Consider the following 21719-nt stretch of genomic DNA (forward strand, 5'->3'; position numbering starts at 1 on the left):
ACACTAAGATCAACACGCCTTTATCTATAAATTTGTACTAGCTGGTGGTTAACACTCAATATAAAATCAATAACTTAGCAAATTATTAATAATATTGGTTTTTAGTTAAGCAGAGCTTTCCCCAACCTTATCAACAACTTGATCAGAAGATTACATTTAAAGATATTTTGTTAAATCGTTAATAATCAATAAGTTAAGCAAGCAATTAATACCAAGGCTTAAATTACCACAAAAATAGTTATACAAAATAACACTCTTAACTTTACTGTTATACTCACTGAGCTATCATAGGCAGCAATTAAAACTAATAGTGATCAGCCATATTCATGAGTTCAGTAAATATTATCGTTGGTAGTCAAATGGGATCCGCCGAGTACGTTGCAGAGCAGTTAAATGATGCACTTAACAACCAAGGGATTAATAGCCAACTACATGATCAACCTGAATTTAATGAAATAGATCAACAAAATACTATTTGGTTAGTTTGTACATCGACCTACGGTGCGGGTGATTACCCTGACAACCTGATTGGTTTTATCGAACAAGTATCGCAAGTGGATGATCTTTCGCATTTAAAGTATTCGGTTATTGCACTTGGCGATACTAGTTACGACACTTATAACCTTGCAGGGCGTAATGTAGATACTCTTTTAAGCCAAAAAGGCGCTGTAAAAGTAGCACAACGTTTAGAGCTTAATATTCTTGATGAAGCACTGCCCGAAGATACGGCCTTAGCTTGGTTAGACTCATGGATAGCACAGACAGGTTTAAAATAGAAAGATCAAGCGAAAAGTTATAAATAAAGTTACCCACAATTTGCTAATAATTTAATAAGTTTTGTGGATAAACACTGATTAAACTGCTTTTTTAGCCATGCTTATCCATGGGATAAGATCGAGACTTGATCGGCCTGTGTATAACAGCCTGTTTTGATCAGAGCTTATTTGCCTGAAGATCCGATCATACTAACACCTTTAGATCCGATCTAATTATATGTTTTTAATCATGATCTAAAGCTTATCAACAGAAAACCCGATCAGTAGTAGTAATAGTATTAAAAGATCTCTTTAAAAGATCCTTTATATTATTAGAGATCACTTACTTAGATCTTGAGCACTGTTTAATCATTTATCTTCTGCTAATTTCTAGGTAGAATACGCTCCCTTTTGAAGTTTACTGGTTTGATTTAAGTAGGATCCCATTAATGATTTTTCACGAAAATTTTGACGTTATCGTAGTAGGTGGTGGACATGCAGGCACTGAAGCCGCATTGGCAGCTGCCCGTATGGGGATGAATACCCTGCTGCTGACTCACAATATGGATACCCTTGGTCAAATGTCTTGTAACCCAGCAATTGGTGGCATTGGCAAAGGCCATCTGGTTAAAGAAATTGATGCCCTAGGTGGCGCAATGGCGCAAGCTATTGACAAAGGCGGGATCCAATTCCGCACGCTGAATTCTTCTAAAGGCCCTGCTGTACGAGCAACGCGTGCACAAGCGGATCGTGCCTTGTACAAAGCGGCTATTCAAAACACACTTCAAAACCAAGAAAACTTAAAGATTTTTCAGCAATCATGTGATGATCTAATCGTTGAAAATGATCGTGTAACCGGTGTGGTGACACAAATGGGTTTACGTTTTAGTGCACCTAGTGTGGTACTAACCGTGGGTACATTCTTAGGCGGTCAAATTCATATCGGCCTTGAAAATTTCAAAGGTGGCAGAGCTGGCGATCCGCCTTCAATTGCCTTAGCTGATCGCTTACGTGAATTACCATTTAGAGTAGATCGCTTAAAAACCGGCACGCCACCGCGTATTGATGCCCGGACTGTTGATTTTAGTAAAATGCAAGAACAACCAGGTGATGCACCAACACCGGTATTCTCATTTATGGGTAAACAAAGCGACCACCCACAACAAATTCCGTGTTACATCACTTACACCAATGAAAAAACACATGATGTTATTCGCAAAAACCTACATCGCTCACCTATGTACTCAGGTGTTATCGAAGGAATAGGCCCACGTTACTGTCCGTCTATTGAAGATAAAATTGTACGTTTTGCTGATAAAGATAAACACCAGATATTTGTAGAACCAGAAGGTTTAACGTCATACGAGTTATACCCTAACGGTATTTCAACTAGCTTACCGTTCGATGTACAGTTAGAAATTGTGCAATCGATCACCGGCTTTGAGAACGCACATATTTGTCGTCCTGGCTACGCTATTGAATATGACTTTTTTGATCCACGCGATTTAAAACAATCATTAGAAACAAAGTTTATTGATGGCTTATTTTTTGCTGGTCAAATTAATGGTACTACCGGTTACGAAGAAGCGGGTGCGCAAGGTCTGATCGCAGGTATGAATGCAGCATTACAAGTACAAGGTAAAGAGTCGTGGACACCACGTCGTGATGAAGCCTATGTTGGCGTACTGATTGACGACTTAGCAACACTGGGTACAAAAGAACCGTACCGTATGTTTACTAGCCGCGCTGAATACCGTTTGCTACTTCGTGAAGACAACGCTGATATTCGTTTAACTGAAAAAGGTCGTGAATTAGGTTTAGTTAACGATGAACGTTGGCAAGCATTCAACGAAAAAATGGAAGTGATCGCTAAAGAGAAACAGCGTATTAAAGATACCTGGATCCATAAAGATCATGCCATGGTTAATAAAGTAAACGAATTACTAAAAACACCACTTGTGCGTGAAGCCAGCTTAGAAGAATTACTGCGTCGTCCAGAAGTGCGTTATAACGACTTGATGGCGATCGAAGGACTCGGATCTGAGTTCACTAATCAGGCCGCCCTAGAACAGGTTGAAATTCATACGAAGTACGCAGGTTATATCGCGCGTCAACAAGATGAGATCAATAAGCAGCTTCGTCATGAAGAAACAATTTTACCAAAAGAGTTTGATTATAAAACCGTCTCTGGTTTATCAAACGAAGTAGTTGCTAAGCTAATTGATGCTCGTCCAGACACTATCGGCCAAGCTTCGCGTATTTCTGGTATCACCCCAGCGGCGATTTCGCTATTATTAGTGTATCTGAAGAAGCAAGGCTTGTTACGCAAAACTGCGTAACGGTAAAGGTACATTGTGTTACAGCAACAATTAACAACTTTGTTAGCGCAAACTGATATTGCGCTAACACAAAAACAACAGCAACAACTTGTCCGCTATGTTGAATTACTCGATAAGTGGAATAAAGCCTATAACTTAACCTCGGTACGTTTGCCTCAAGAAATGATGGTTAAACATATAATGGATAGCTTAGTTGTTGCTCCTCACTTGACCGGTCATCATTATATTGATGTTGGCACAGGTCCTGGTTTACCTGGCATAGTGTTAGCCATTGCTTTACCTGATACGCAATTTGTATTATTAGATAGTTTAGGTAAACGTGTGCGATTTTTAATGCATGTTAAACATGAGCTTGGTCTTGATAATGTCACCCCGGTGCAGTCAAGAGTTGAAGAATATCAACCAAGTGTTAAATTAGATGGCGTACTAAGTCGTGCATTTGCATCGTTACAAGATATGATTGACTGGTGCTCGCACTTAATTGATCATTCAGGTAAGTTCATTGCACTTAAAGGGGTATTTCCAAGTGAGGAATTAGACTCACTCCCTACAGGTGTTAAGTTTGAGCAAAAAATTGCATTAGAAGTACCGGATTTAGATGCACAACGACATTTAATAATTCTTTCTAAAGACTAGGGATCAGAGACACTGTGGCAAAAGTCATCGCATTAGCAAATCAAAAAGGTGGAGTAGGTAAAACTACCACTGCCGTTAATCTCGCTGCATCTATGGCTGCAACGAAGCGTAAAGTGCTGTTAATAGATCTCGACCCGCAAGGCAATGCGACCATGGGCAGTGGTGTCGACAAATATGGTGACGTCCCTACTATCTATGACTTGCTCATAGAAGATAAGCCTATTGATGAAGTGATTATTAAAGAAACCTCAGGCGAATATCATATGATTGCTGCAAACGGTGATGTGACCGCTGCAGAAGTTAAGCTGATGGAATTATTTGCGCGAGAAGTACGTTTGCGTAACGCGCTTGAAAAAATACAAGATCAGTATGAGTTTATTTTTATAGACTGCCCGCCTTCTTTAAATATGTTAACCGTTAATGCTATGGCCGCTGCCGATTCTATTTTAGTACCTATGCAATGTGAATATTATGCATTGGAAGGATTAACAGCATTAATGGACACGATTACGCAACTTGCTAAGTTAGTTAACCCTAACTTACAGATTGAAGGCATACTTCGTACTATGTACGATCCGCGTAATCGACTAGCAAATGATGTATCAGAACAATTAAAACAACATTTTGGCGATAAAGTATACCGTACGGTGATCCCACGTAATGTTCGACTTGCAGAAGCCCCAAGTTTTGGTGCCCCAGCAATGTACTACGATCGAGCATCAAGTGGCGCGAAAGCTTATTTAGCTCTCGCTGGTGAAATGCTACGCAGAAAAGAAAAAACAACTCCCGTTGTCGCCTAACTTTGAGGTAAAAAAATAACATGTCTGCTAAAAAACGAGGTTTAGGCCGAGGACTCGATGCGCTTTTAAGTTCATCTAAACCTGCACCAAGCGATCGCAAGGAACAGGATACTGCTAACGTAACCAGCGCAGTTGAAAATGCAGCGCAGCCTAGCAACAGTGAATTACAAAAACTACCGATCGAGCTTTTACACTCAGGTAAATACCAACCTCGTAAAGACATGTCTGAAGAGGCACTCGAAGAACTCGCCAGTTCGATACGCTCACAAGGAATTATTCAACCTATCGTTGTACGCCCTGTTGCGCATAACAGCTATGAGATTATTGCCGGTGAACGTCGCTGGCGTGCTGCGCAAATAGCTAAGCTTGAGTTTGTACCCTGTATTATTAAAGATGTACCTGATGAAGCTGCCGTTGCTATTGCTCTGATTGAAAATATTCAGCGTGAAGACTTAAACGCTATGGAAGAAGCGATTGCACTTAATCGGTTGCTTAATGAGTTTGAGTTAACACATCAACAAGTGGCTGATGCAGTTGGTAAATCACGTACGACCGTGACTAACTTATTACGCTTAAATAATCTAAATAACGATGTAAAGATATTGTTAGAGCATGGTGACATTGAAATGGGCCACGCACGTTGCTTATTAGCACTTGAAGGCGAAGTGCAATCAGATGCAGCCCGTTTAGCTGTTGCAAAGGCATTGACCGTTCGCGAAACTGAAAAACTAGTTCGCTCTATTTTAGAGCCAGCTCCAGCAAAAGAAGTAATAGAAAAAGACCCAGATGTTAAACAGTTAGAGCAGCAGCTTGCTGATAACCTAGGGGCAAAGGTAGAAATAAATTACAACAAAAAAGGCAAAGGGAAGTTGGTTATTTCTTACACTAATCTTGACGAGTTAGACGGTATTTTAAACCGTATCAATCAAGACTATTCCCACCATTAATTTATTGGATGTCTAAAAAGGGACATTTACATCGATTTTGTGTTACAAAGCACCTACTCAAGTTGCAAAACTGGCAGGATTAAGTATAATTTCGCCAGTTTTCATACCCTGACAATTAGAGCGTCATAAAGGTTAATTAAAAGTGACTAATAAGTTAGCAAGCCCGTATAGGCTTGCCGCATTAAAATTAATTTGCCTTCAGGGATTTGTAGCCCTTTTAGCTGCACTAATAATTTTTATAGGTTGGGAAACCAATGCCGCACTTTCAGCTCTAGCTGGTGGCGCAGTCGCAGTACTTCCTAACTTTGTATTTGCGCTTTATGCATTCAGATATATGGGTGCAAGTCGAGCAAATCAAGCGTATGCCTCGTTGAAACGCGGCAACGGATTAAAATTTATGCTAACAATCGTTTTGTTTGCACTAATGCTAAAGCTTTATCCGGTAGTACTGCTACCTTTCTTTTGTGCTTATGTGTTGGTGTTGTTTACAGGATTGTTTACACCCGTTTTTTTTAAACATTAACTTTTGGGATATAACATGGCTGCAGAAGAAGTTACTCTATCTAGCCATATTCAGCACCACTTAACCAATGCTAAGATGTGCTCGACCGACGCTGGTCTTGCCTTCAATAAAGCATGTACGGATAGTGGCTTCTGGACATGGCATATAGATACCCTCGCATGGTCTATCGGACTAGGTCTAATATTTTTATGGATCTTCCGTAGTGCCGCAAAAAAATCAACTCTGGGTGTACCTGGAAAACTTCAATGTTTCATTGAAATGGTTGTTGAGTTCGTTGGCGACAACGTACGCGATACCTTCCACGGTAAAAGTAAGCTAATTGCACCATTAGCATTAACAATATTCGTTTGGATATTCTTAATGAACTTAATGGATTTAATCCCAGTTGACTTCCTACCTGCATTTGCTGGCTTTGTTGGCGAAACTGCATTCGGTATGGATTCACACGACGTATACATGAAAATTGTACCAACTACAGATATCAACATGACAGCTGCACTTGCGCTGGGTGTGTTCACTCTAATGATTGGTTACTCAATTAAAATCAAAGGTATCGGCGGTTTTATTAAAGAACTAACACTTCACCCGTTTAGTTCAAACAATACAGCTATGCAGATTCTTTTAATCCCATTCAACCTATTACTAGAACTTATCGCATTGGTTTCTAAGCCGTTTTCACTGGCACTGCGTTTGTTCGGTAACTTATATGCAGGTGAATTAATCTTCATCCTTATAGGCGCTATAGGTTTAATGCAACTACCGTTGCACTTTGTGTGGGCTGTATTCCATATCTTGGTAATTGTATTGCAAGCATTCGTATTCATGATGCTAACAATCGTATACCTAAGCATGGCAAGTTCGGATAATCACTAATTTATAACTTTTAATTTTTACTTTTAATTACAATTGAAACTTTGGAGAAAAAAATGGAACTAGTATTAGGTCTTAAGTACATCGCAGTAGCTTTACTTATCGGCTTCGGTGCAATCGGCACAGCAATCGGTTTTGGTAACATGGGCGGTAAATTCCTTGAAGCATGTGCGCGTCAACCTGAGCTTGCACCATCGCTACAAGTTAAAATGTTTATCCTTGCTGGTCTAATCGATGCTGTAGCAATGATTGGTGTTGGTATCGCGATGGTATTGTTGTTCGTACTTTAATTTTATTTTTTGAACAGCTTACTATTTAAGGAGGAGCGGTTGTGAACTTAAACGCCACTCTTATCGGTGAATTAATTGCGTTTACGGTGTTCGTATTATTTTGTATGAAATACGTATGGCCACCACTAAACGGTGCAATTGAAGCTCGCCAGAAGAAAATCGAAGATGGTTTAGCTGCCTCTGATAGAGCCGAGAAAGACTTAGAACTAGCGCAACAGAAAGCTGCAGAACAGCTTAAAGATGCAAAGGCTCAAGCGGCTGATATCATTGATCAAGCTAAAAAGCGTGCCGTGCTAATTGTTGACGAAGAAACTGTTCGTGGTCAGCAAGAGCGTGAAAAAATTATTGCTCAAGGGCACTCTGAAATTGAATCAGAGCGTAACCGTGTGACAGAAGAGCTACGTAAGCAAGTAGCAACTCTGGCAGTGGTTGGCGCAGAAAGAATTTTAGAGCGCGAAATCAATCAAGCCGCACATAGTGACATCGTTGAAAAACTTGTCGCTGAGCTGTAATTAGGAGGGTATGAGCATGTCTGAATTGACTACTATCGCTCGCCCATACGCTAAAGCGGCTTTTGAACTTGCCGTTGAAAAAGGCGCTATTGATAGCTGGAATGACATGTTGTTCTTTGCTGGCCACGTTGCCAGCAATGAACAGGCATCTACCATTTTAGCTGGATTGCCTACTGCTACCGCACAAGCTGAGTTATTTATTAACTTATGTGGTGAGCAGCTCAACGAACAAGGTCAGAACCTAGTTAAGGTGATGGCTGAAAATGGACGTTTGATTGCACTACCTGAAGTTGCCCATTTATTTTCTGCTTTAAAAGCAGACTATGAAAAAGAAATCGATATTGATGTGATTTCGGCAACACCTCTTGCTGCAGCCCAGCAAGAATCACTGGTAGCGGCACTTGAAAAACGTTTCGCACGCAAAGTTAAGCTGAATTGTAGTGAAGACGCTACAGTAGTTGGCGGCCTTATTATTAAGGCAGGCGACACTGTAATTGACGGCTCTTTACGCGGTAAATTAAATCGCTTAGCCACAACACTACAATCGTAATTGGGAAAAAGAGCATGCAACTTAATTCCACTGAAATTTCAGATCTGATCAAACAACGTATTGAGAAGTTCGAAGTTGTAAGTGAAGCTCGTAACGAAGGTACAATTGTATCTGTTACTGACGGTATCATTCGCATCCACGGTCTAGCTGACTGTATGCAAGGTGAGATGATTGAGCTTCCTGGCAACCGTTATGCTATCGCACTAAACCTTGAGCGCGACTCAATTGGTGCAGTAGTAATGGGTCCTTACGCTGACCTTACAGAAGGCGTAAAAGTATACACAACTGGTCGTATCTTAGAAGTTCCTGTTGGTGCGGGTCTACTTGGTCGTGTTGTAAACACACTAGGTGCTCCTATCGATGGTAAAGGCGCTTTAGATAACGACGGGTTTGAACCTGTAGAAAAAATTGCACCTGGTGTAATCGAGCGTCAATCAGTAGATGAGCCAGTACAAACTGGTTACAAATCTATCGATGCGATGATTCCAGTTGGTCGTGGTCAGCGTGAGCTTGTTATCGGTGACCGCCAAACAGGTAAAACTGCACTAGCAATCGATGCAATCATCAACCAAAAAGACACAGGCGTTAAGTGTGTGTACGTAGCGGTTGGTCAAAAAGCATCTACTATTGCTAACGTAGTACGTAAATTAGAAGAGCACGGTGCACTTGCAAATACTATCGTAGTTGTAGCATCTGCTTCTGAATCTGCGGCACTTCAGTACTTAGCACCGTTCTCGGGCTGTACTATGGGTGAATACTTCCGTGACCGTGGTGAAAACGCATTAATCGTATATGATGATTTATCTAAGCAAGCTGTTGCTTACCGTCAAATCTCATTGCTACTTAAGCGTCCACCAGGCCGTGAAGCATACCCAGGTGACGTATTCTACCTTCACTCGCGTCTTTTAGAGCGTGCATCACGTGTAAACACTGATTACGTAGAAAAGTTCACTAATGGTGAAGTGAAAGGTAAAACAGGTTCATTGACGGCATTGCCTATCATTGAAACTCAAGGCGGCGACGTTTCTGCGTTCGTACCGACAAACGTTATCTCTATCACCGATGGTCAGATCTTCTTAGAAACTGACTTATTCAACTCAGGTATCCGTCCGGCAGTAAATGCTGGTATCTCGGTATCGCGTGTTGGTGGTGCTGCACAAACTAAAATCGTTAAGAAACTAGGTGGCGGTATCCGTCTAGCCCTAGCTCAGTACCGTGAATTAGCTGCGTTCTCGCAGTTCGCGTCTGACCTTGATGATGCTACTCGTGCTCAACTTGAGCATGGTGAGCGTGTGACAGAGCTAATGAAGCAGAAACAGTACGCGCCAATGTCTGTTGCTGAAATGTCTTTGTCGTTATTTGCAGCTGAGAAAGGTTACTTGCAAGACATCGAAATCTCTAAAATCATGGATTTCGAAGCGGCATTACTTTCTTTCGCAAATAGCACATACGCAGAGCTTATGGCTCAAATCAATGAAACTGGTAACTACAACGCCGAGATCGAAGCGCAGCTTAAAGAACTTCTAGAGAAGTGCAAGTCTACGCAAACTTGGTAATTTAGTTATTAATGGTGTGCTTTATATTCTAAGGCACACCTTGATTCGGAGAGAGAGTCATGGCCAGCGGAAAAGAGATTAAAAGCAAGATCGGCAGTATTAAAAATACTCAAAAGATCACTAGCGCAATGGAAATGGTTGCTGCGTCTAAAATGAAAAAGGCGCAAGAACGAGTGGCTTCAAGCCGTCCATACGCTGAAAAATTACGTAAAGTGATTGGTCGTGTTGCTCAAGCAAATCTTGATTTTACTCACCCGTTCTTAGAAGAGCGTGAAGTAAAACGAGTTGGTTATATTGTTATCTCTACTGACCGTGGTCTATGTGGCGGCTTAAACTCAAATGAGTTTAAGAAAGTTGCATTAGACATTAAAGCGTGGAAAGAGAAAGGCGTAGATGCTGATTTTGCTACTTTAGGTAGTAAAGCAGCTGGCTTCTTTCAGCGTTTTGGTGGTCAAGTGCTTGCTAAAAAAGCAGGTCTTGGAGATAAGCCTTCAGTACAGGACGTAATTGGTCCGGTAAAAATAATGCTAGATGCATTCTCTGAAGGTAAAATTGACCGTTTATTCCTGGTATATAACAACTTTGTTAATACCATGAAGCAAGAGCCAATAGTAGATCAGTTACTCCCTTTGCCAAAAGCTGAAGAAGAAGTATCTACACATGCGTGGGATTACTTATATGAACCAAACCCAGAGGCTATTTTAGAGTCTTTGTTAGTACGTTTCATTGAATCTCAAGTATACCAAGGTGTAGTTGAAAACGCTGCCTCTGAACAGGCTGCCCGCATGGTTGCAATGAAAGCTGCAACTGATAATGCCGGTGACCTTATGGATGAGTTACAGCTTGTATATAACAAAGCTCGCCAAGCAGCAATCACACAAGAAATTAGTGAGATTTGTTCTGGTTCAGCAGCAGTTTAATGCTTCAGGCAAAGATTAACGAGAGGAATAGACATGAGTTTAGGTAAGGTCGTCCAAATTATCGGCGCCGTTGTGGATATCGAATTTCCACAAGACAGCGTGCCAGCCGTATATGACGCGCTAAAAGTAACAGATGGCGATTTAGCTGGTTTGACTTTAGAAGTTCAACAGCAGCTAGGTGGCGGTGTGGTACGTACTATCGCACTAGGTACTACAGACGGTTTACGTCGTGGTGCTTCAGTAGAAAACACAGGCGAAGCAATTCAAGTTCCAGTTGGTACTAAGACCCTAGGTCGTATCATGAACGTACTTGGTGAGCCAATTGATGAAGCAGGTCCAATCGGTGAAGACGAGCGTATGTCTATCCACCGTGCAGCACCTACTTACGAAGAGCAATCAAGCTCAGTTGAACTTTTAGAAACGGGTATCAAGGTAATCGACCTTGTATGTCCATTCGCTAAAGGTGGTAAAGTTGGTTTATTCGGTGGTGCCGGTGTTGGTAAAACCGTAAACATGATGGAACTTATCCGTAACATCGCAATCGAGCACAGCGGCTACTCAGTATTCGCAGGTGTTGGTGAGCGTACTCGTGAGGGTAACGATTTCTACCATGAGATGAACGATTCAAACGTACTTGATAAAGTATCGCTTGTATACGGTCAGATGAACGAGCCTCCAGGTAACCGTTTACGCGTAGCGTTAACAGGTCTTACTATGGCTGAGAAGTTCCGTGACGAAGGTCGCGACGTACTTTTCTTCGTAGATAACATCTACCGTTACACACTTGCGGGTACAGAAGTATCAGCACTTCTTGGTCGTATGCCATCAGCGGTAGGTTACCAGCCTACACTTGCTGAAGAAATGGGTGTACTTCAAGAGCGTATCGCATCTACTAAGACTGGTTCAATTACTTCAATCCAAGCGGTATACGTACCTGCGGATGATTTAACGGATCCATCTCCAGCAACAACGTTTGCTCACTTAGATGCAACAGTGGTACTTTCACGTGATATCGCATCACTAGGTATCTACCCAGCGGTAGACCCTCTTGATTCATCTTCACGTCAGCTTGATCCACAAGTAATCGGTGAAGAGCATTACGGTATAGCGCGCGGCGTTCAAACAGTTCTTCAGCGTTACAAAGAACTTAAAGACATCATCGCGATTCTAGGTATGGACGAGCTTTCTGACGAAGATAAGCAACTTGTATCTCGTGCACGTAAAATCCAGCGTTTCCTATCTCAGCCATTCTTCGTGGCAGAGGTATTTACAGGTGCGCCAGGTAAATACGTTTCACTTAAAGACACAATTGCAGGCTTCAAAGGTATCTTAAACGGTGAGTTTGATGATATGCCAGAGCAAGCGTTCTACATGGTTGGCTCTATTGAAGAAGCTCAAGAAAAAGCCAAAAGCATGTAATTAGGAGGGTAGTATGGCAGCTATGACTGTACATCTTGATGTAGTAAGTGCTGAAGAGAAATTATTTTCTGGTTTAGTAGAATCTATTCAAGTATCTGGTAGTGAAGGTGAGTTAGGTGTTAATGCCGGTCACGCCCCACTACTAACTGCCCTTAAACCTGGTATGGTACGTTTAGTTAAGCAATTTGGTGAAGAAGAACTCATCTATATTGCTGGCGGTACACTAGAAGTTCAACCGAACATAGTGACCGTACTTGCTGATACAGCTGTTCGTGGTGAAGACCTGGACGAGAAAGCTGCAGAGCAAGCTAAGCGTGACGCTGAAGCCCAAATGGCAAAAGGCGCATCTGCTGAGCTTGATTACAATCAAGCCGCAATGCAACTAGCTGAAGCAATTGCTCAGCTACGCGTTATTCAGCAATTACGTAAAAAGTAAGCCTATCTGGTTTTTAAAAGCCCACTTTATGTGGGCTTTTTTGTGTCTGCTTGGATGACATTACTTTGCATAGCTGTTAATCTCTCGTTAATGTTTTTTTTGCATTTAAAACAGTTTTAAACATTTTCATTCTCAAGCTGTGATATGGATGTTGGATTATAATAACTATGAAAGAAGCAAATTTCCCCCGTAGTGTCAAAGAAGTTAAGTTTGGGGCATGGTCTTTAAACCCTAAGCTGCAAACAATTTTTGACGGCGAAGTAGAAAGAGAGTTAGAGCCGCTTCTTTTTAAAATACTTTCTTATTTGATTATTAATAAAGATGAGATAATTACCCGCCAAGACTTAATTGATGATGTATGGTGTCAGCATTATGTTGATGACAACGCAATTAACCGAGCTATGTCAGAGCTTAGAAAAGTTCTAAAATCTGAAGTGCAACGTGGCTTAGTAGTAAAAACACACTATCGGAAGGGTTATAGCTTTTTTTTAGAGCCTGAAGTTATTTATTATGAGGAAGAGCCTTCGGCTTTAGTGCAAGTTAACGTATTAAAAGAAACACCGAATAACAAACAAAAAAAGTTAATAGCACTAATAACTATATTAATTCTAGGTGTTTTTATCAGTATTTACATGTTTCAAAGTTTATCTAGTCTAGATAACGAGATTGCAAATGATACGTTACTAAAGGTTGAAACAAAAAGCCCAAACATTATAGAGAAAAAATTTAACGAAGAAACGCTCTCTTGGCTACAGGGAGTATATAGTCGAATGATACTTTCTCCGGATAATTCAACTGTCGCACTTTCATTCCTTGAAGAAAAGCAATCATATTCAGCTCTTTTGTTAAAAAATCTAAATACTGGGCAAGAAAGAAAGATCTCAGAAGCTAACGCTAATATTTTTCCTGCAGGTTGGTCTATGGATAGCGAACGCGCAATTTATAGCTTAGAAAGCGAAGGTAAATGTGAGTTGTGGGAAGTTGGTTTAAAAAGTAATGCTGATAGTAAATTCTTATTTGAGTGTGAGCCATCACATCCAATGAACGTTATAAGCTTAGGTAATAACTCTTATATATTTTCAAAATACGGTTATAGAAAGCGCTCAGAATTATCAGCCCTTGTTAATCGAAATTTAAGCACCGGCGACGAGTTCCAAGTAAGTTCGCCAAACCTAAATTCATATGGTGATAAATTTCTCTACTATATAAAAGATAAAAACAAAATTATATTTGAAAGGCAGCAATTTAACTCTAGTCAATTATACATGACCGATTTGGAGGGGGGAGCACAGGTTAAACTACATGAGGCTGGCAGCAGAATATGGTCAATTAACTACCAAAAAGAAACAGATTCATTGTTATGGTATGACAATACAGAAGAAGTTTTTTATCAATATTCTTTAATAAATAACCAAATTAAAAGTAAAATAAAAGTAGATAGTGACAGTAGCTACTCATTAACCTACCCAATTAATAATAATAATATTTTAGGGCTTACATACCCTTTTTCTCATAATATTTACAGGTTAGATTTAACTTCGAAAAATCTTAAGCGTATATCGAAGACAAGAAGCAGGCTTGTAAACACTATTGGAGAGAATGTTATATTTTTTAGTAAGGATAAAGGAACAATTAAACTAAATACGGCATTTAATGATGGGGAAGTCACATCCAAAAGGGTCAGTTTTAGATATCGAAACTTTCAAGTATCACCTGATACTCAAGAAGCTTTCGGGGTTAATGAGAACGAGATAGAAATATTTAAATATGAAGATTTATCCGTTAAAAATGTTATCACCCCTAAAGGTAATTTGATCTCTACAAGTTATTTGTTAGATAAAAACATTGGTTACATTGTTCAAGAAGGTTCTGGTGCGAATACTAGCTCTTATATTTTTAATAGAAGTAACTCTAAGAGTATATTGTTACCAGTAAAAAATGCAGTGTGGTTCGGCCAGTTACAGAATAACAAGCTCGTTTTCTTGAATAATTTAGGTGTTTTGACATTTTTTGATTTATCTACAGGGGAGCAAACAAAGGGTTTGAAAGTAACACAATCAGCCTATAAACACTCTTTATCAACAAACCAAAATAAAGTTTATCATTCAACGGGGAAAGCTATTTATGAATATGATTTTTCTAAAAGCGCTGATACTTTGCCTAATAAAGTATTTGAGGTAAGCAAAGCTGAAGATATTATTCGTGATATAGAGTTTTCGAGTTCTGAGAATATTCTATCATTAGAAATTGTAGAGTTAGTTAACAATGAACTTGTGAGATTATCACTAGAAAAAAGCGATTAATTAAGGTTTTGTGAAATGATATACTACATTTATCAAAAAATGAGGGATAGATCTAATTGGTTGAAACGGGAGCTTTATCTATTCGTTTTTTAAGCACGCTTTTTATTTTAAAATACTAAAACATAGCTAACTAGTTTTTTTAATTTCATTTAGCATCCATTACTAAATGTGACTAACTTTGTCATACATAAAAATAACCTTATTTCATACCTTTGAACTTCCCAACTAATCCAATTTCTTGCTATCACCCAAAGTTATAATTTTTGAGGGTAGAATAACGCCTTATAAAGGTTTTTCAAGTCTAGGGCTGAGCTTTTACTATCTAACTTGAGGTTCTTATGTAAGGAAGTGTCACAATAATCAGTGACTGTTACTCTACTGAATTCAAATCTCAATTATGTGGCTTTGAAAGAATATGCCCAAAGTATGGCGGTACTTTGGGCTACATGTGCGAGAAATGCAAATGCAATAAGGAAATTAAATCTTACATCTCATCCAAAAATAAAACAAGTTTTTATTATACTAACCTTTTTACTTGCTAATATTTTTAATTTGTTTTATTTCAGTGATTTAACTCTCAATCTTATGTGTTTAAATAATAATTGATAATTACATTTTTTTATATTTTTAGGATAAATTAATTCGTGTTCACTAAAAAATATAACAAACATTATTTATAGGATTAAGACCCATGAAATTCTCATTGAAGAAAAAAAACTTAAAAGTACTTAAATCAGCAGACATAAACACTAATAATATCCTAGCACTAGGACAAACTAAAATGGTAAACGGCGCATCAACTCTATCGGGGGACTTTACAAGTGTTAACATTCCGAAAGACCCTGACGTTCAAATTCCAACTTCAGTTACAGTATTGACTGATATGGTGAAATAAGGGGGTCTTTTGTTAGCAATCAATTTATATACTGCAATTTCGTTCTCTGCCGTTTTGAATATAAACACTCCTGAACTTGAGGAGTATTTATATTCCAGAGAGTCAGGAAAGATTAGTGAAGTTTTTGTTAAGAACGGCGATTTCGTTAATAAAAACGACCTATTAATGGCGTATGATAATTATGAGTCAAAAAAGTATGTTTACTCTACTTTGAAGGGAAATGTCATATATGGGTCAAGGTTAGAGAAAGGTGATTTTTTTTATAAGGGAGAGCTACTTTTTAAAATTAAAAACGAAGAATTTTATGGTGTGCTTTCCTTTAATAACATAGAGCTAGACAACATTGCTTCTATAAAAATAGGGAGTTACATATGTTCAAGCGCATATGACTTTCGTTTTAAGGTGGTCAAGGTAGACCAGGTATCTGTTTTAGTATCAATTAAGAATTTAGGTGAAAGTATGAGCATGAAAAACAAGGAGAGCAATGAAGCTTTTTATAGTTGCAATTAGTTTCTTATTTCTATTTTTTTCTCAAATAAGTGATCTCTTAATTAAGTTTCTGGTGGTTCAGATTTATTAAATGATTACAGTCCCCATTTAGCTTATTGAGGTCGATTAAATAGGGTGTTTTTGGTTACTGAGTTTCCAACCTTACCTCTGATAAGCTCCTACATCCTCTATACTTTCTCTATGCTATAGCTTACTAGCAATTTACCATATTACAAGCTGGTATATTGCGATCCCGCAACGCTATGAAAAACGAGTCTACTCGGCGGATGTCGTAAATTATAGGCTTTGATTAACGCCTTACTTAACTAGTTCGTTTCCACACGTTTATCTATATGCCAATCTACGTCCGGCGTGAATACAAAACCCATCACTATAGCCAAATACATCCCAACGTCACCTTTTTTAAATAAGTCGCATTACCAGCCCAAATTCGATTAGCACTCGCTGGATTAAGGTTCTAGTTAAGTAAGTTAGTTGCAATAGAGTCTAAGTGTTTACGCGTAGTCGTTACCTTGTAAGTTTAACGCCGTGTGACTTTTAAACATAAACGCCGCATAACTTTACGAACAAGGTATCGGCTAACTTAATAGTCTTATTTACGAAGTCTCTTTACTATTTCTCGGTTACCAAGCTCTCTGTTTTTTAAAAGTTGGCAAATACTTCGGTACAGCTTCAACGTATCAATGCTAATTATCTTCTGGGCGTTTTACCCAAGTTATTATAACCTGATTTACTTACTTGCATCATGCGACAAAGCAACGTTACTGGGGACTTAATAGACTGTTTTTTAATTGAATAAAGTTAAATTCTATTTAATTACTTTTGTAAAGAATGCGCAGGCCTTTTTTAATATATATTTTTCCATACGTAATTCTGTGTTTCTTTACGTAACCGCTTTAGTTCACCCCGTTCAGGTTCATCAAAGTAACCCCTTACTGCTTAGCGACTGCTTTATCTTTTCATAAACTACTAGCGACACTAAGAGACTTAGTTACTTCTTTAAACTTAAATTATTTCCTTATTTTATTGGCATTAATGTTAATAAGTTAAGCGTTCAACAAAATTAGACCCGAGCAACCATTGGGATCAGACTTCTTTATATATTATCTTCGTAAATTTATATCCATAAATATGTTTACCATATTAGCAAAGCAAACCTAGTCACTATTACTAGCTTATTTATAAATAACATTTAGATTTAAGTGTCTGAAAATAATTAATTTTATTAATTATTCTTACATTTGCTAAATGAATAATTATCTGTGAATATAAATTCCATCGAATCAGAGGGCGCCAATAAAAACCCTCTTTTAAAAGTTAAATAATTTGGAGTTTACTATGACGCTTAATGAATATTTTAGTAGTTACTATGCATTAATCTGCGATGGTAGCTTAGATGATCTAGAGGATTATTTTTGTTCAGGCTCTCCTTTATTTAATGCAACTAAGCAACAGTTTGAAACACTAAGAAAGCAATTTGATTTTAAGTTTACTTTGCAAAATGTTGCATTAATTGCAAAGCAAGACGACTTATTAGTTATAAGAGATGAAGTTAACTTTAAAGCAGAAATTGATGGTAAAAATATAGATAAAGTGTCGAGCAATTTACATTCGCTAGTGAAAGAGTCAGGTGAATGGAAATTACATTGTAGTACACCACTACCAGAGGCAATGGTGTAAATATGTCAGATTTATTTCGTAAAGAAGCGATTGATCATCAAGGACAAAAACTTGATGGGGAAGTCACTATAGCAACCCATATGTCTTTTACTTGGATCCTTGGTTTAATTTTAGGCATTGTGATTATTGGTTGTACATATCTTATTTTAGGTGAGTATCACCGAAAAGAAGTGGTGTCTGGGTATTTACGACCAACAACGGGTTTATCAAAAATTTACCCTTTAACAACGGGTGTTATTGATGAGGTGTTTGTTGAAGAAGGCCAAATTGTTGAAAAAGGCCAATTGTTAGCGCGAATAAGAATGGAGCGACTACTTACATCTGGAAGTGATGTTAACGACGTTATTGTGGGTCAGCTTATAAAGCAAAAGCAGTATATTAATGAGAACTTAAAAACACAAAAGTCATTGGCTGATGTCAGTGTTGAAAAGCTAGAGTCTCAAATTGCTAGTACGACTTTTCAAGTTGAGCAAGCGCAAAAGCAACTGTCACTACTAAGTAAACGGGTAGTTTTAAGTAAAAAAAGAGTTGCAGATACAGAGCTACTAATAGAAAAACAATTTGCTTCGAATGCTGATTTAGAAACGGTTAAAGACAATTACTTTGCAATACAACAGCAAGCAGAAGATCTTGAGGCTCGCTTACTTTCTCAGCAAGAGTTACTAAGTCAGTATCGGTTTGAATTAATACAAATGCCAATGAACCAACAAGAGGTTGAATCGCAGTTGCGTTCTCAGCTAGCAAACATAAATCAGCAAATTAGTCAGGCTGAATCGCAAGGTAGTTATGATGTTAGAAGTCAGCGTAGTGGCCGTATTAGTAACTTATTAGTTAAGCCAGGGATGATGGCACAATCAAATTACCCATTGATGGCAGTGTTACCAGAAGATACAAAGTTAGAAGCCGTTCTTTTTGTACCCACAAGAGCATATGGGTTTGTGCAGAAAGGGCAAAGTACACGCATTCGTTATCAGGCATTTCCGTATCAACGCTTTGGTATTTATGACGGAATAATAAAAAGTGTTTCTAAGTCAATACTTTTACCAAACGAGACGGCTTTACCAGTGTCGCTCCAAGAGCCAATGTATCAAGTGGTTGTAGAGCTCACGAATCAAAATGCACAAGCTTATGGAGCTTCAGTTCCTTTGCAAGCAGGTATGTTACTCGAAGCAGACATTATGGTAGATAGTCGTTCACTCTTTGAGTGGTTATTTGAGCCAATATATAGCATTAAGGGAGCAGTATGATGGAAAACCCAATGCATTTATTAAAATTTAGCGGAACAAAACGTCTCCCGGTAATTTTACAAACAGAAGCCGCGGAGTGTGGGTTAGCAAGTATAGCAATGGTTGCCGCCTATTATGGTTACAAAACAGACTTAACTAGTTTACGCCAGGAGCACGAAATTTCTTTGAAGGGTGCAAACCTTGAAGAGCTAATGCAAATTGCAGATAAATTAAAGTTAAGCACACGAGCACTAAGGTTAGATTTAGAACATTTATCACAGCTTAAAACACCCTGCATTTTACACTGGGATATGAATCACTTTGTGGTTCTGAAAAAGGTAACTAAAAAGTCAATAGAGATACATGATCCAGGTTTAGGCGAACGAAAATATACAATGGAGGAGTTCTCTAAACATTTTACAGGTGTTGCGTTAGAGCTTAGTCCAACTGAAGAGTTTAAATCTGAAGATTCGCGGGTGAATTTAAAGTTATCTGACTTTTGGAGCAAAGTAACCGGCTTAAAGTCAACGCTAGGTAAAGTATTTGTTTTATCACTATTACTGCAAGCATTTGCAATAGCGAGTCCTTATTACATGCAGCTGGTAGTTGATGAGGTTATTTTAAGCTATGACCAAAACTTACTCGCTATTTTAGCTATTGGCTTTGGATTGTTGATGGCGATAGAGATGGTTACAGGAGCTGTACGGAGTGTTTTATTACTGCATTTTGGTAATTTAATGAGTATACAGCTCGGGGCAAACTTATTTCATCATTTAGTCAGACTACCTTTACAGTATTTTGAAAAGCGACATATTGGTGATGTTGTCTCTCGGTTCGGTTCACTGCAACAGGTAAAAGAACTTCTAACTAAAGGTGTGATTGAAGCGGTTATTGATGGTGTTATGGCTATTGCGACACTCATTATGATCTTTTTATATAGCCCAAAGCTGAGCGTTATCGTGTTAATTGCAATAGCTATTTATGCAGTATTCAGAATTGCAATGTATCGCCCATTACGTCAAATGTCAGAAGAGGTCATTGTTAACCAAGCTAAAGAGCAATCTAACTTTATGGAAACAGTGAGAGGTATTCAAACTATAAAATTGTTTGGCCGAGAGGTGCAAAGACAAAGTGTATGGCATAACAAATATGCAGATAGCTTGAACTCAGGCATACGAGTAGGCCATTTAAACATAGGCTACGAAGCGTTTAATAAAGTTATTTTTGGCCTTGAAAATGTTCTAGTTATTTACTTCGCAGCCATGTTGGTCATGGAAGGTGATTTAACGGTCGGTATGTTGTTTGCCTTTATGGCTTATAAACGCCAATTTGTAGAAAAAATGGCGAGCTTAATCGAAAAAATAATCGAATTTAAAATGCTTAGCCTTCATTTTAACCGCCTAGCTGATATTTCTTTAACTGAGAAAGAGCAAGATATTCAAGGGAAAGTGAGCGGCAAAAAAATCAGTGGCGATTTAGAGCTTAAAGGCATTAATTACCGATACAACAAAAAAGAAGCACCGGTATTTAAACACCTAGACCTATCAATTAAAGCCGGAGAGTCAGTCGCCATTATTGGCCCGTCGGGTTGCGGTAAAACCACACTTGCAAAGTTAATGCTTGGATTGTTTGAACCCGACGAAGGAAAGATTGAGGTAGACGGTGTTGATATTAGACAGCTAGGACTTGGTCAATATAGAACGCAGATTGCAGCTGTAATGCAGGACGACCAGCTTCTATCAGGATCAATAGCAGACAATATATCGTTTTTTGACCCAGAGCTTGATATGCAACAAGTTGAATGGGCAGCCAAAATTGCGGCTATAGATAACGATATTTTACAAATGACAATGGGCTACAACACACTCGTTGGTGACATGGGGGCTGCATTATCGGGCGGACAAATACAGCGTTTATTACTAGCAAGAGCTTTGTACAGAAAACCTAAAATTCTATTTATGGATGAAGCAACAAGTAACTTAGACACAAAGCTAGAGTTTTCAGTAAACGAAGCCGTTAAAAATTTAGATGTGACACGCATTATTATTGCGCATAGGCCTGAAACAATAGCCAGTGCAGATAGAGTTATAGAGCTTAGATATGGTGAAGCAATAGAAGTAGATAAGCCAGATTTAGGTTCAAGAACCAAAGCTATAAAGAAAATAAATAGCTTAAATATTGAAAATGAAGAGTTTACAGACACAAGTTCAGACGGAAGTTTTTTACTAAGTTAATTAATAAAAAAGGAAAAATAAATGAAAGAGTTAAACCTAAATGAAATGAAAAGTGTAAACGGCGGTCGCTTTATTGGCCTTTTTGAAGGGATTTTCCCATTACCAGGAGACAAGTACAAAATATTGCCTTAATAACTCTAAAGTTAGAGTTATTAAGTGAAGCGGCATGTCTAAAGCCTTACTTAGATTCAAGAGTTATCGGTGAATATTTTATAAGACAGGAGAGATTAAATGAATGTACTAAACCATCACGAAGTTATTGAAGTAAACGGTGGCCTTGTACCACTAGTGTATTTCGCAGCGGGTTATGCCGTGGGT

The 21719-nt window shown here is 38.6% G+C and carries 21 protein-coding genes and 1 pseudogene; 21 read left to right on the forward strand and 1 reads right to left on the reverse strand.

The genetic code is table 11. From position 1 onward, the window contains the following. Window positions 1-326 precede the first annotated feature (326 nt). The 17 genes from mioC to CWB76_RS15905 all read left to right on the forward strand — a co-directional run bounded on the left by mioC (window position 327) and on the right by CWB76_RS15905 (window position 16261). Window positions 327-776 (forward strand): FMN-binding protein MioC, encoded by a 450-nt coding sequence (gene mioC, locus CWB76_RS15825; RefSeq protein ID WP_008112109.1) that lies wholly within the window; start codon window positions 327-329, stop codon window positions 774-776. A 428-nt stretch (window positions 777-1204) separates the two neighbouring features. After that, window positions 1205-3094: a tRNA uridine-5-carboxymethylaminomethyl(34) synthesis enzyme MnmG gene (mnmG, locus tag CWB76_RS15830; protein ID WP_008112111.1), complete on the forward strand. Its 1890-nt coding sequence runs from the start codon at window positions 1205-1207 to the stop codon at window positions 3092-3094. Between the two features lie 15 nt (window positions 3095-3109). After that, window positions 3110-3730 (forward strand): 16S rRNA (guanine(527)-N(7))-methyltransferase RsmG, encoded by a 621-nt coding sequence (gene rsmG, locus CWB76_RS15835; protein ID WP_109875829.1) that lies wholly within the window; start codon window positions 3110-3112, stop codon window positions 3728-3730. Between the two features lie 14 nt (window positions 3731-3744). Further along, window positions 3745-4530, forward strand: a complete 786-nt coding sequence (locus CWB76_RS15840; protein WP_008112117.1) for a ParA family protein — start codon at window positions 3745-3747, stop codon at window positions 4528-4530. Window positions 4531-4550: 20 nt separating this feature from the next. Next, window positions 4551-5477, forward strand: coding sequence for a ParB/RepB/Spo0J family partition protein (locus CWB76_RS15845; protein ID WP_138608900.1), 927 nt, complete (start codon window positions 4551-4553; stop codon window positions 5475-5477). A 142-nt stretch (window positions 5478-5619) separates the two neighbouring features. Further along, window positions 5620-6000, forward strand: a complete 381-nt coding sequence (locus tag CWB76_RS15850; protein ID WP_008112121.1) for an ATP synthase subunit I — start codon at window positions 5620-5622, stop codon at window positions 5998-6000. A 15-nt stretch (window positions 6001-6015) separates the two neighbouring features. Next, the gene (atpB, locus tag CWB76_RS15855) at window positions 6016-6873 is read left to right on the forward strand and encodes a F0F1 ATP synthase subunit A (RefSeq protein WP_138608902.1); all 858 of its coding nucleotides are present in this window, start codon (window positions 6016-6018) and stop codon (window positions 6871-6873) included. Between the two features lie 53 nt (window positions 6874-6926). Next, the gene (atpE, locus tag CWB76_RS15860; RefSeq protein ID WP_004335261.1) at window positions 6927-7160 is read left to right on the forward strand and encodes a F0F1 ATP synthase subunit C; all 234 of its coding nucleotides are present in this window, start codon (window positions 6927-6929) and stop codon (window positions 7158-7160) included. Between the two features lie 41 nt (window positions 7161-7201). Beyond that, window positions 7202-7672: a F0F1 ATP synthase subunit B gene (gene atpF / locus CWB76_RS15865; RefSeq protein WP_008112130.1), complete on the forward strand. Its 471-nt coding sequence runs from the start codon at window positions 7202-7204 to the stop codon at window positions 7670-7672. Between the two features lie 16 nt (window positions 7673-7688). Beyond that, window positions 7689-8222, forward strand: coding sequence for a F0F1 ATP synthase subunit delta (gene atpH, locus CWB76_RS15870; protein ID WP_087533920.1), 534 nt, complete (start codon window positions 7689-7691; stop codon window positions 8220-8222). Between the two features lie 14 nt (window positions 8223-8236). Beyond that, window positions 8237-9778: a F0F1 ATP synthase subunit alpha gene (gene atpA / locus CWB76_RS15875; protein ID WP_008112134.1), complete on the forward strand. Its 1542-nt coding sequence runs from the start codon at window positions 8237-8239 to the stop codon at window positions 9776-9778. A gap of 59 nt (window positions 9779-9837) precedes the next feature. After that, window positions 9838-10698, forward strand: a complete 861-nt coding sequence (gene atpG / locus CWB76_RS15880) for a F0F1 ATP synthase subunit gamma (protein ID WP_008112136.1) — start codon at window positions 9838-9840, stop codon at window positions 10696-10698. A gap of 33 nt (window positions 10699-10731) precedes the next feature. Next, window positions 10732-12117 carry a F0F1 ATP synthase subunit beta gene (gene atpD / locus CWB76_RS15885; protein ID WP_008112138.1) on the forward strand — a complete coding sequence of 462 codons (1386 nt, stop codon included), beginning with the start codon at window positions 10732-10734 and terminating at the stop codon, window positions 12115-12117. A 13-nt stretch (window positions 12118-12130) separates the two neighbouring features. Next, the gene (locus CWB76_RS15890; protein WP_008112140.1) at window positions 12131-12553 is read left to right on the forward strand and encodes a F0F1 ATP synthase subunit epsilon; all 423 of its coding nucleotides are present in this window, start codon (window positions 12131-12133) and stop codon (window positions 12551-12553) included. Between the two features lie 167 nt (window positions 12554-12720). Beyond that, complete coding sequence (locus tag CWB76_RS15895; RefSeq protein WP_138608904.1) at window positions 12721-14856, forward strand: winged helix-turn-helix domain-containing protein; 2136 nt, start codon at window positions 12721-12723, stop codon at window positions 14854-14856. Between the two features lie 691 nt (window positions 14857-15547). Next, complete coding sequence (locus CWB76_RS15900) at window positions 15548-15751, forward strand: hypothetical protein (RefSeq protein ID WP_138608906.1); 204 nt, start codon at window positions 15548-15550, stop codon at window positions 15749-15751. Between the two features lie 9 nt (window positions 15752-15760). Next, a complete protein-coding gene (locus CWB76_RS15905; RefSeq protein ID WP_138608908.1) occupies window positions 15761-16261 on the forward strand; it encodes a biotin/lipoyl attachment domain-containing protein in 501 nt (166 codons plus the stop codon). A gap of 212 nt (window positions 16262-16473) precedes the next feature. Here CWB76_RS15905 and CWB76_RS20595 read toward each other — a convergent pair. Then, window positions 16474-17182: pseudogene (locus CWB76_RS20595) on the reverse strand (transposase family protein); the annotation flags it as partial. 417 nt (window positions 17183-17599) lie between these two features. On the opposite strand from CWB76_RS20595, the gene CWB76_RS15910 reads away from it, so the two are divergent. Genes CWB76_RS15910 through CWB76_RS15925 form a run of 4 tightly spaced genes read left to right on the forward strand, consistent with a single transcriptional unit; the run spans window position 17600 to window position 21533 of the window. Then, a complete protein-coding gene (locus CWB76_RS15910; RefSeq protein ID WP_138608910.1) occupies window positions 17600-17941 on the forward strand; it encodes a hypothetical protein in 342 nt (113 codons plus the stop codon). A 2-nt stretch (window positions 17942-17943) separates the two neighbouring features. Then, complete coding sequence (locus CWB76_RS15915; RefSeq protein WP_138608911.1) at window positions 17944-19188, forward strand: HlyD family secretion protein; 1245 nt, start codon at window positions 17944-17946, stop codon at window positions 19186-19188. Then, complete coding sequence (locus CWB76_RS15920; RefSeq protein WP_138608918.1) at window positions 19188-21401, forward strand: peptidase domain-containing ABC transporter; 2214 nt, start codon at window positions 19188-19190, stop codon at window positions 21399-21401. The genes CWB76_RS15915 and CWB76_RS15920 overlap by 1 nt, the downstream gene beginning before the upstream one ends. Before the next feature lie 21 nt (window positions 21402-21422). After that, window positions 21423-21533 (forward strand): bacteriocin, encoded by a 111-nt coding sequence (locus tag CWB76_RS15925; RefSeq protein ID WP_138608914.1) that lies wholly within the window; start codon window positions 21423-21425, stop codon window positions 21531-21533. Window positions 21534-21719: the final 186 nt, after the last annotated feature.

Origin of the sequence: Pseudoalteromonas sp. S1609 (assembly GCF_005887255.1) — a bacterium.
Taxonomy (GTDB): Bacteria; Pseudomonadota; Gammaproteobacteria; order Enterobacterales; family Alteromonadaceae; genus Pseudoalteromonas.

Bases quoted from the DNA above. Each gene is read 5' to 3' on its own strand.
- CWB76_RS15845 (WP_138608900.1), top strand. From the start codon at position 4,551: ATGTCTGCTAAAAAACGAGGTTTAGGCCGAGGACTCGATGCGCTTTTA.
- atpA (WP_008112134.1), top strand. From the start codon at position 8,237: ATGCAACTTAATTCCACTGAAATTTCAGATCTGATCAAACAACGTATT.
- atpB (WP_138608902.1), top strand. From the start codon at position 6,016: ATGGCTGCAGAAGAAGTTACTCTATCTAGCCATATTCAGCACCACTTA.
- atpD (WP_008112138.1), top strand. From the start codon at position 10,732: ATGAGTTTAGGTAAGGTCGTCCAAATTATCGGCGCCGTTGTGGATATC.
- CWB76_RS15910 (WP_138608910.1), top strand. From the start codon at position 17,600: ATGACGCTTAATGAATATTTTAGTAGTTACTATGCATTAATCTGCGAT.
- CWB76_RS15920 (WP_138608918.1), top strand. From the start codon at position 19,188: ATGGAAAACCCAATGCATTTATTAAAATTTAGCGGAACAAAACGTCTC.
- CWB76_RS15915 (WP_138608911.1), top strand. From the start codon at position 17,944: ATGTCAGATTTATTTCGTAAAGAAGCGATTGATCATCAAGGACAAAAA.
- atpE (WP_004335261.1), top strand. From the start codon at position 6,927: ATGGAACTAGTATTAGGTCTTAAGTACATCGCAGTAGCTTTACTTATC.
- mnmG (WP_008112111.1), top strand. From the start codon at position 1,205: ATGATTTTTCACGAAAATTTTGACGTTATCGTAGTAGGTGGTGGACAT.
- atpG (WP_008112136.1), top strand. From the start codon at position 9,838: ATGGCCAGCGGAAAAGAGATTAAAAGCAAGATCGGCAGTATTAAAAAT.
- CWB76_RS15925 (WP_138608914.1), top strand. From the start codon at position 21,423: ATGAAAGAGTTAAACCTAAATGAAATGAAAAGTGTAAACGGCGGTCGC.
- atpH (WP_087533920.1), top strand. From the start codon at position 7,689: ATGTCTGAATTGACTACTATCGCTCGCCCATACGCTAAAGCGGCTTTT.
- CWB76_RS15900 (WP_138608906.1), top strand. From the start codon at position 15,548: ATGAAATTCTCATTGAAGAAAAAAAACTTAAAAGTACTTAAATCAGCA.
- CWB76_RS15890 (WP_008112140.1), top strand. From the start codon at position 12,131: ATGGCAGCTATGACTGTACATCTTGATGTAGTAAGTGCTGAAGAGAAA.
- mioC (WP_008112109.1), top strand. From the start codon at position 327: ATGAGTTCAGTAAATATTATCGTTGGTAGTCAAATGGGATCCGCCGAG.
- CWB76_RS15895 (WP_138608904.1), top strand. From the start codon at position 12,721: ATGAAAGAAGCAAATTTCCCCCGTAGTGTCAAAGAAGTTAAGTTTGGG.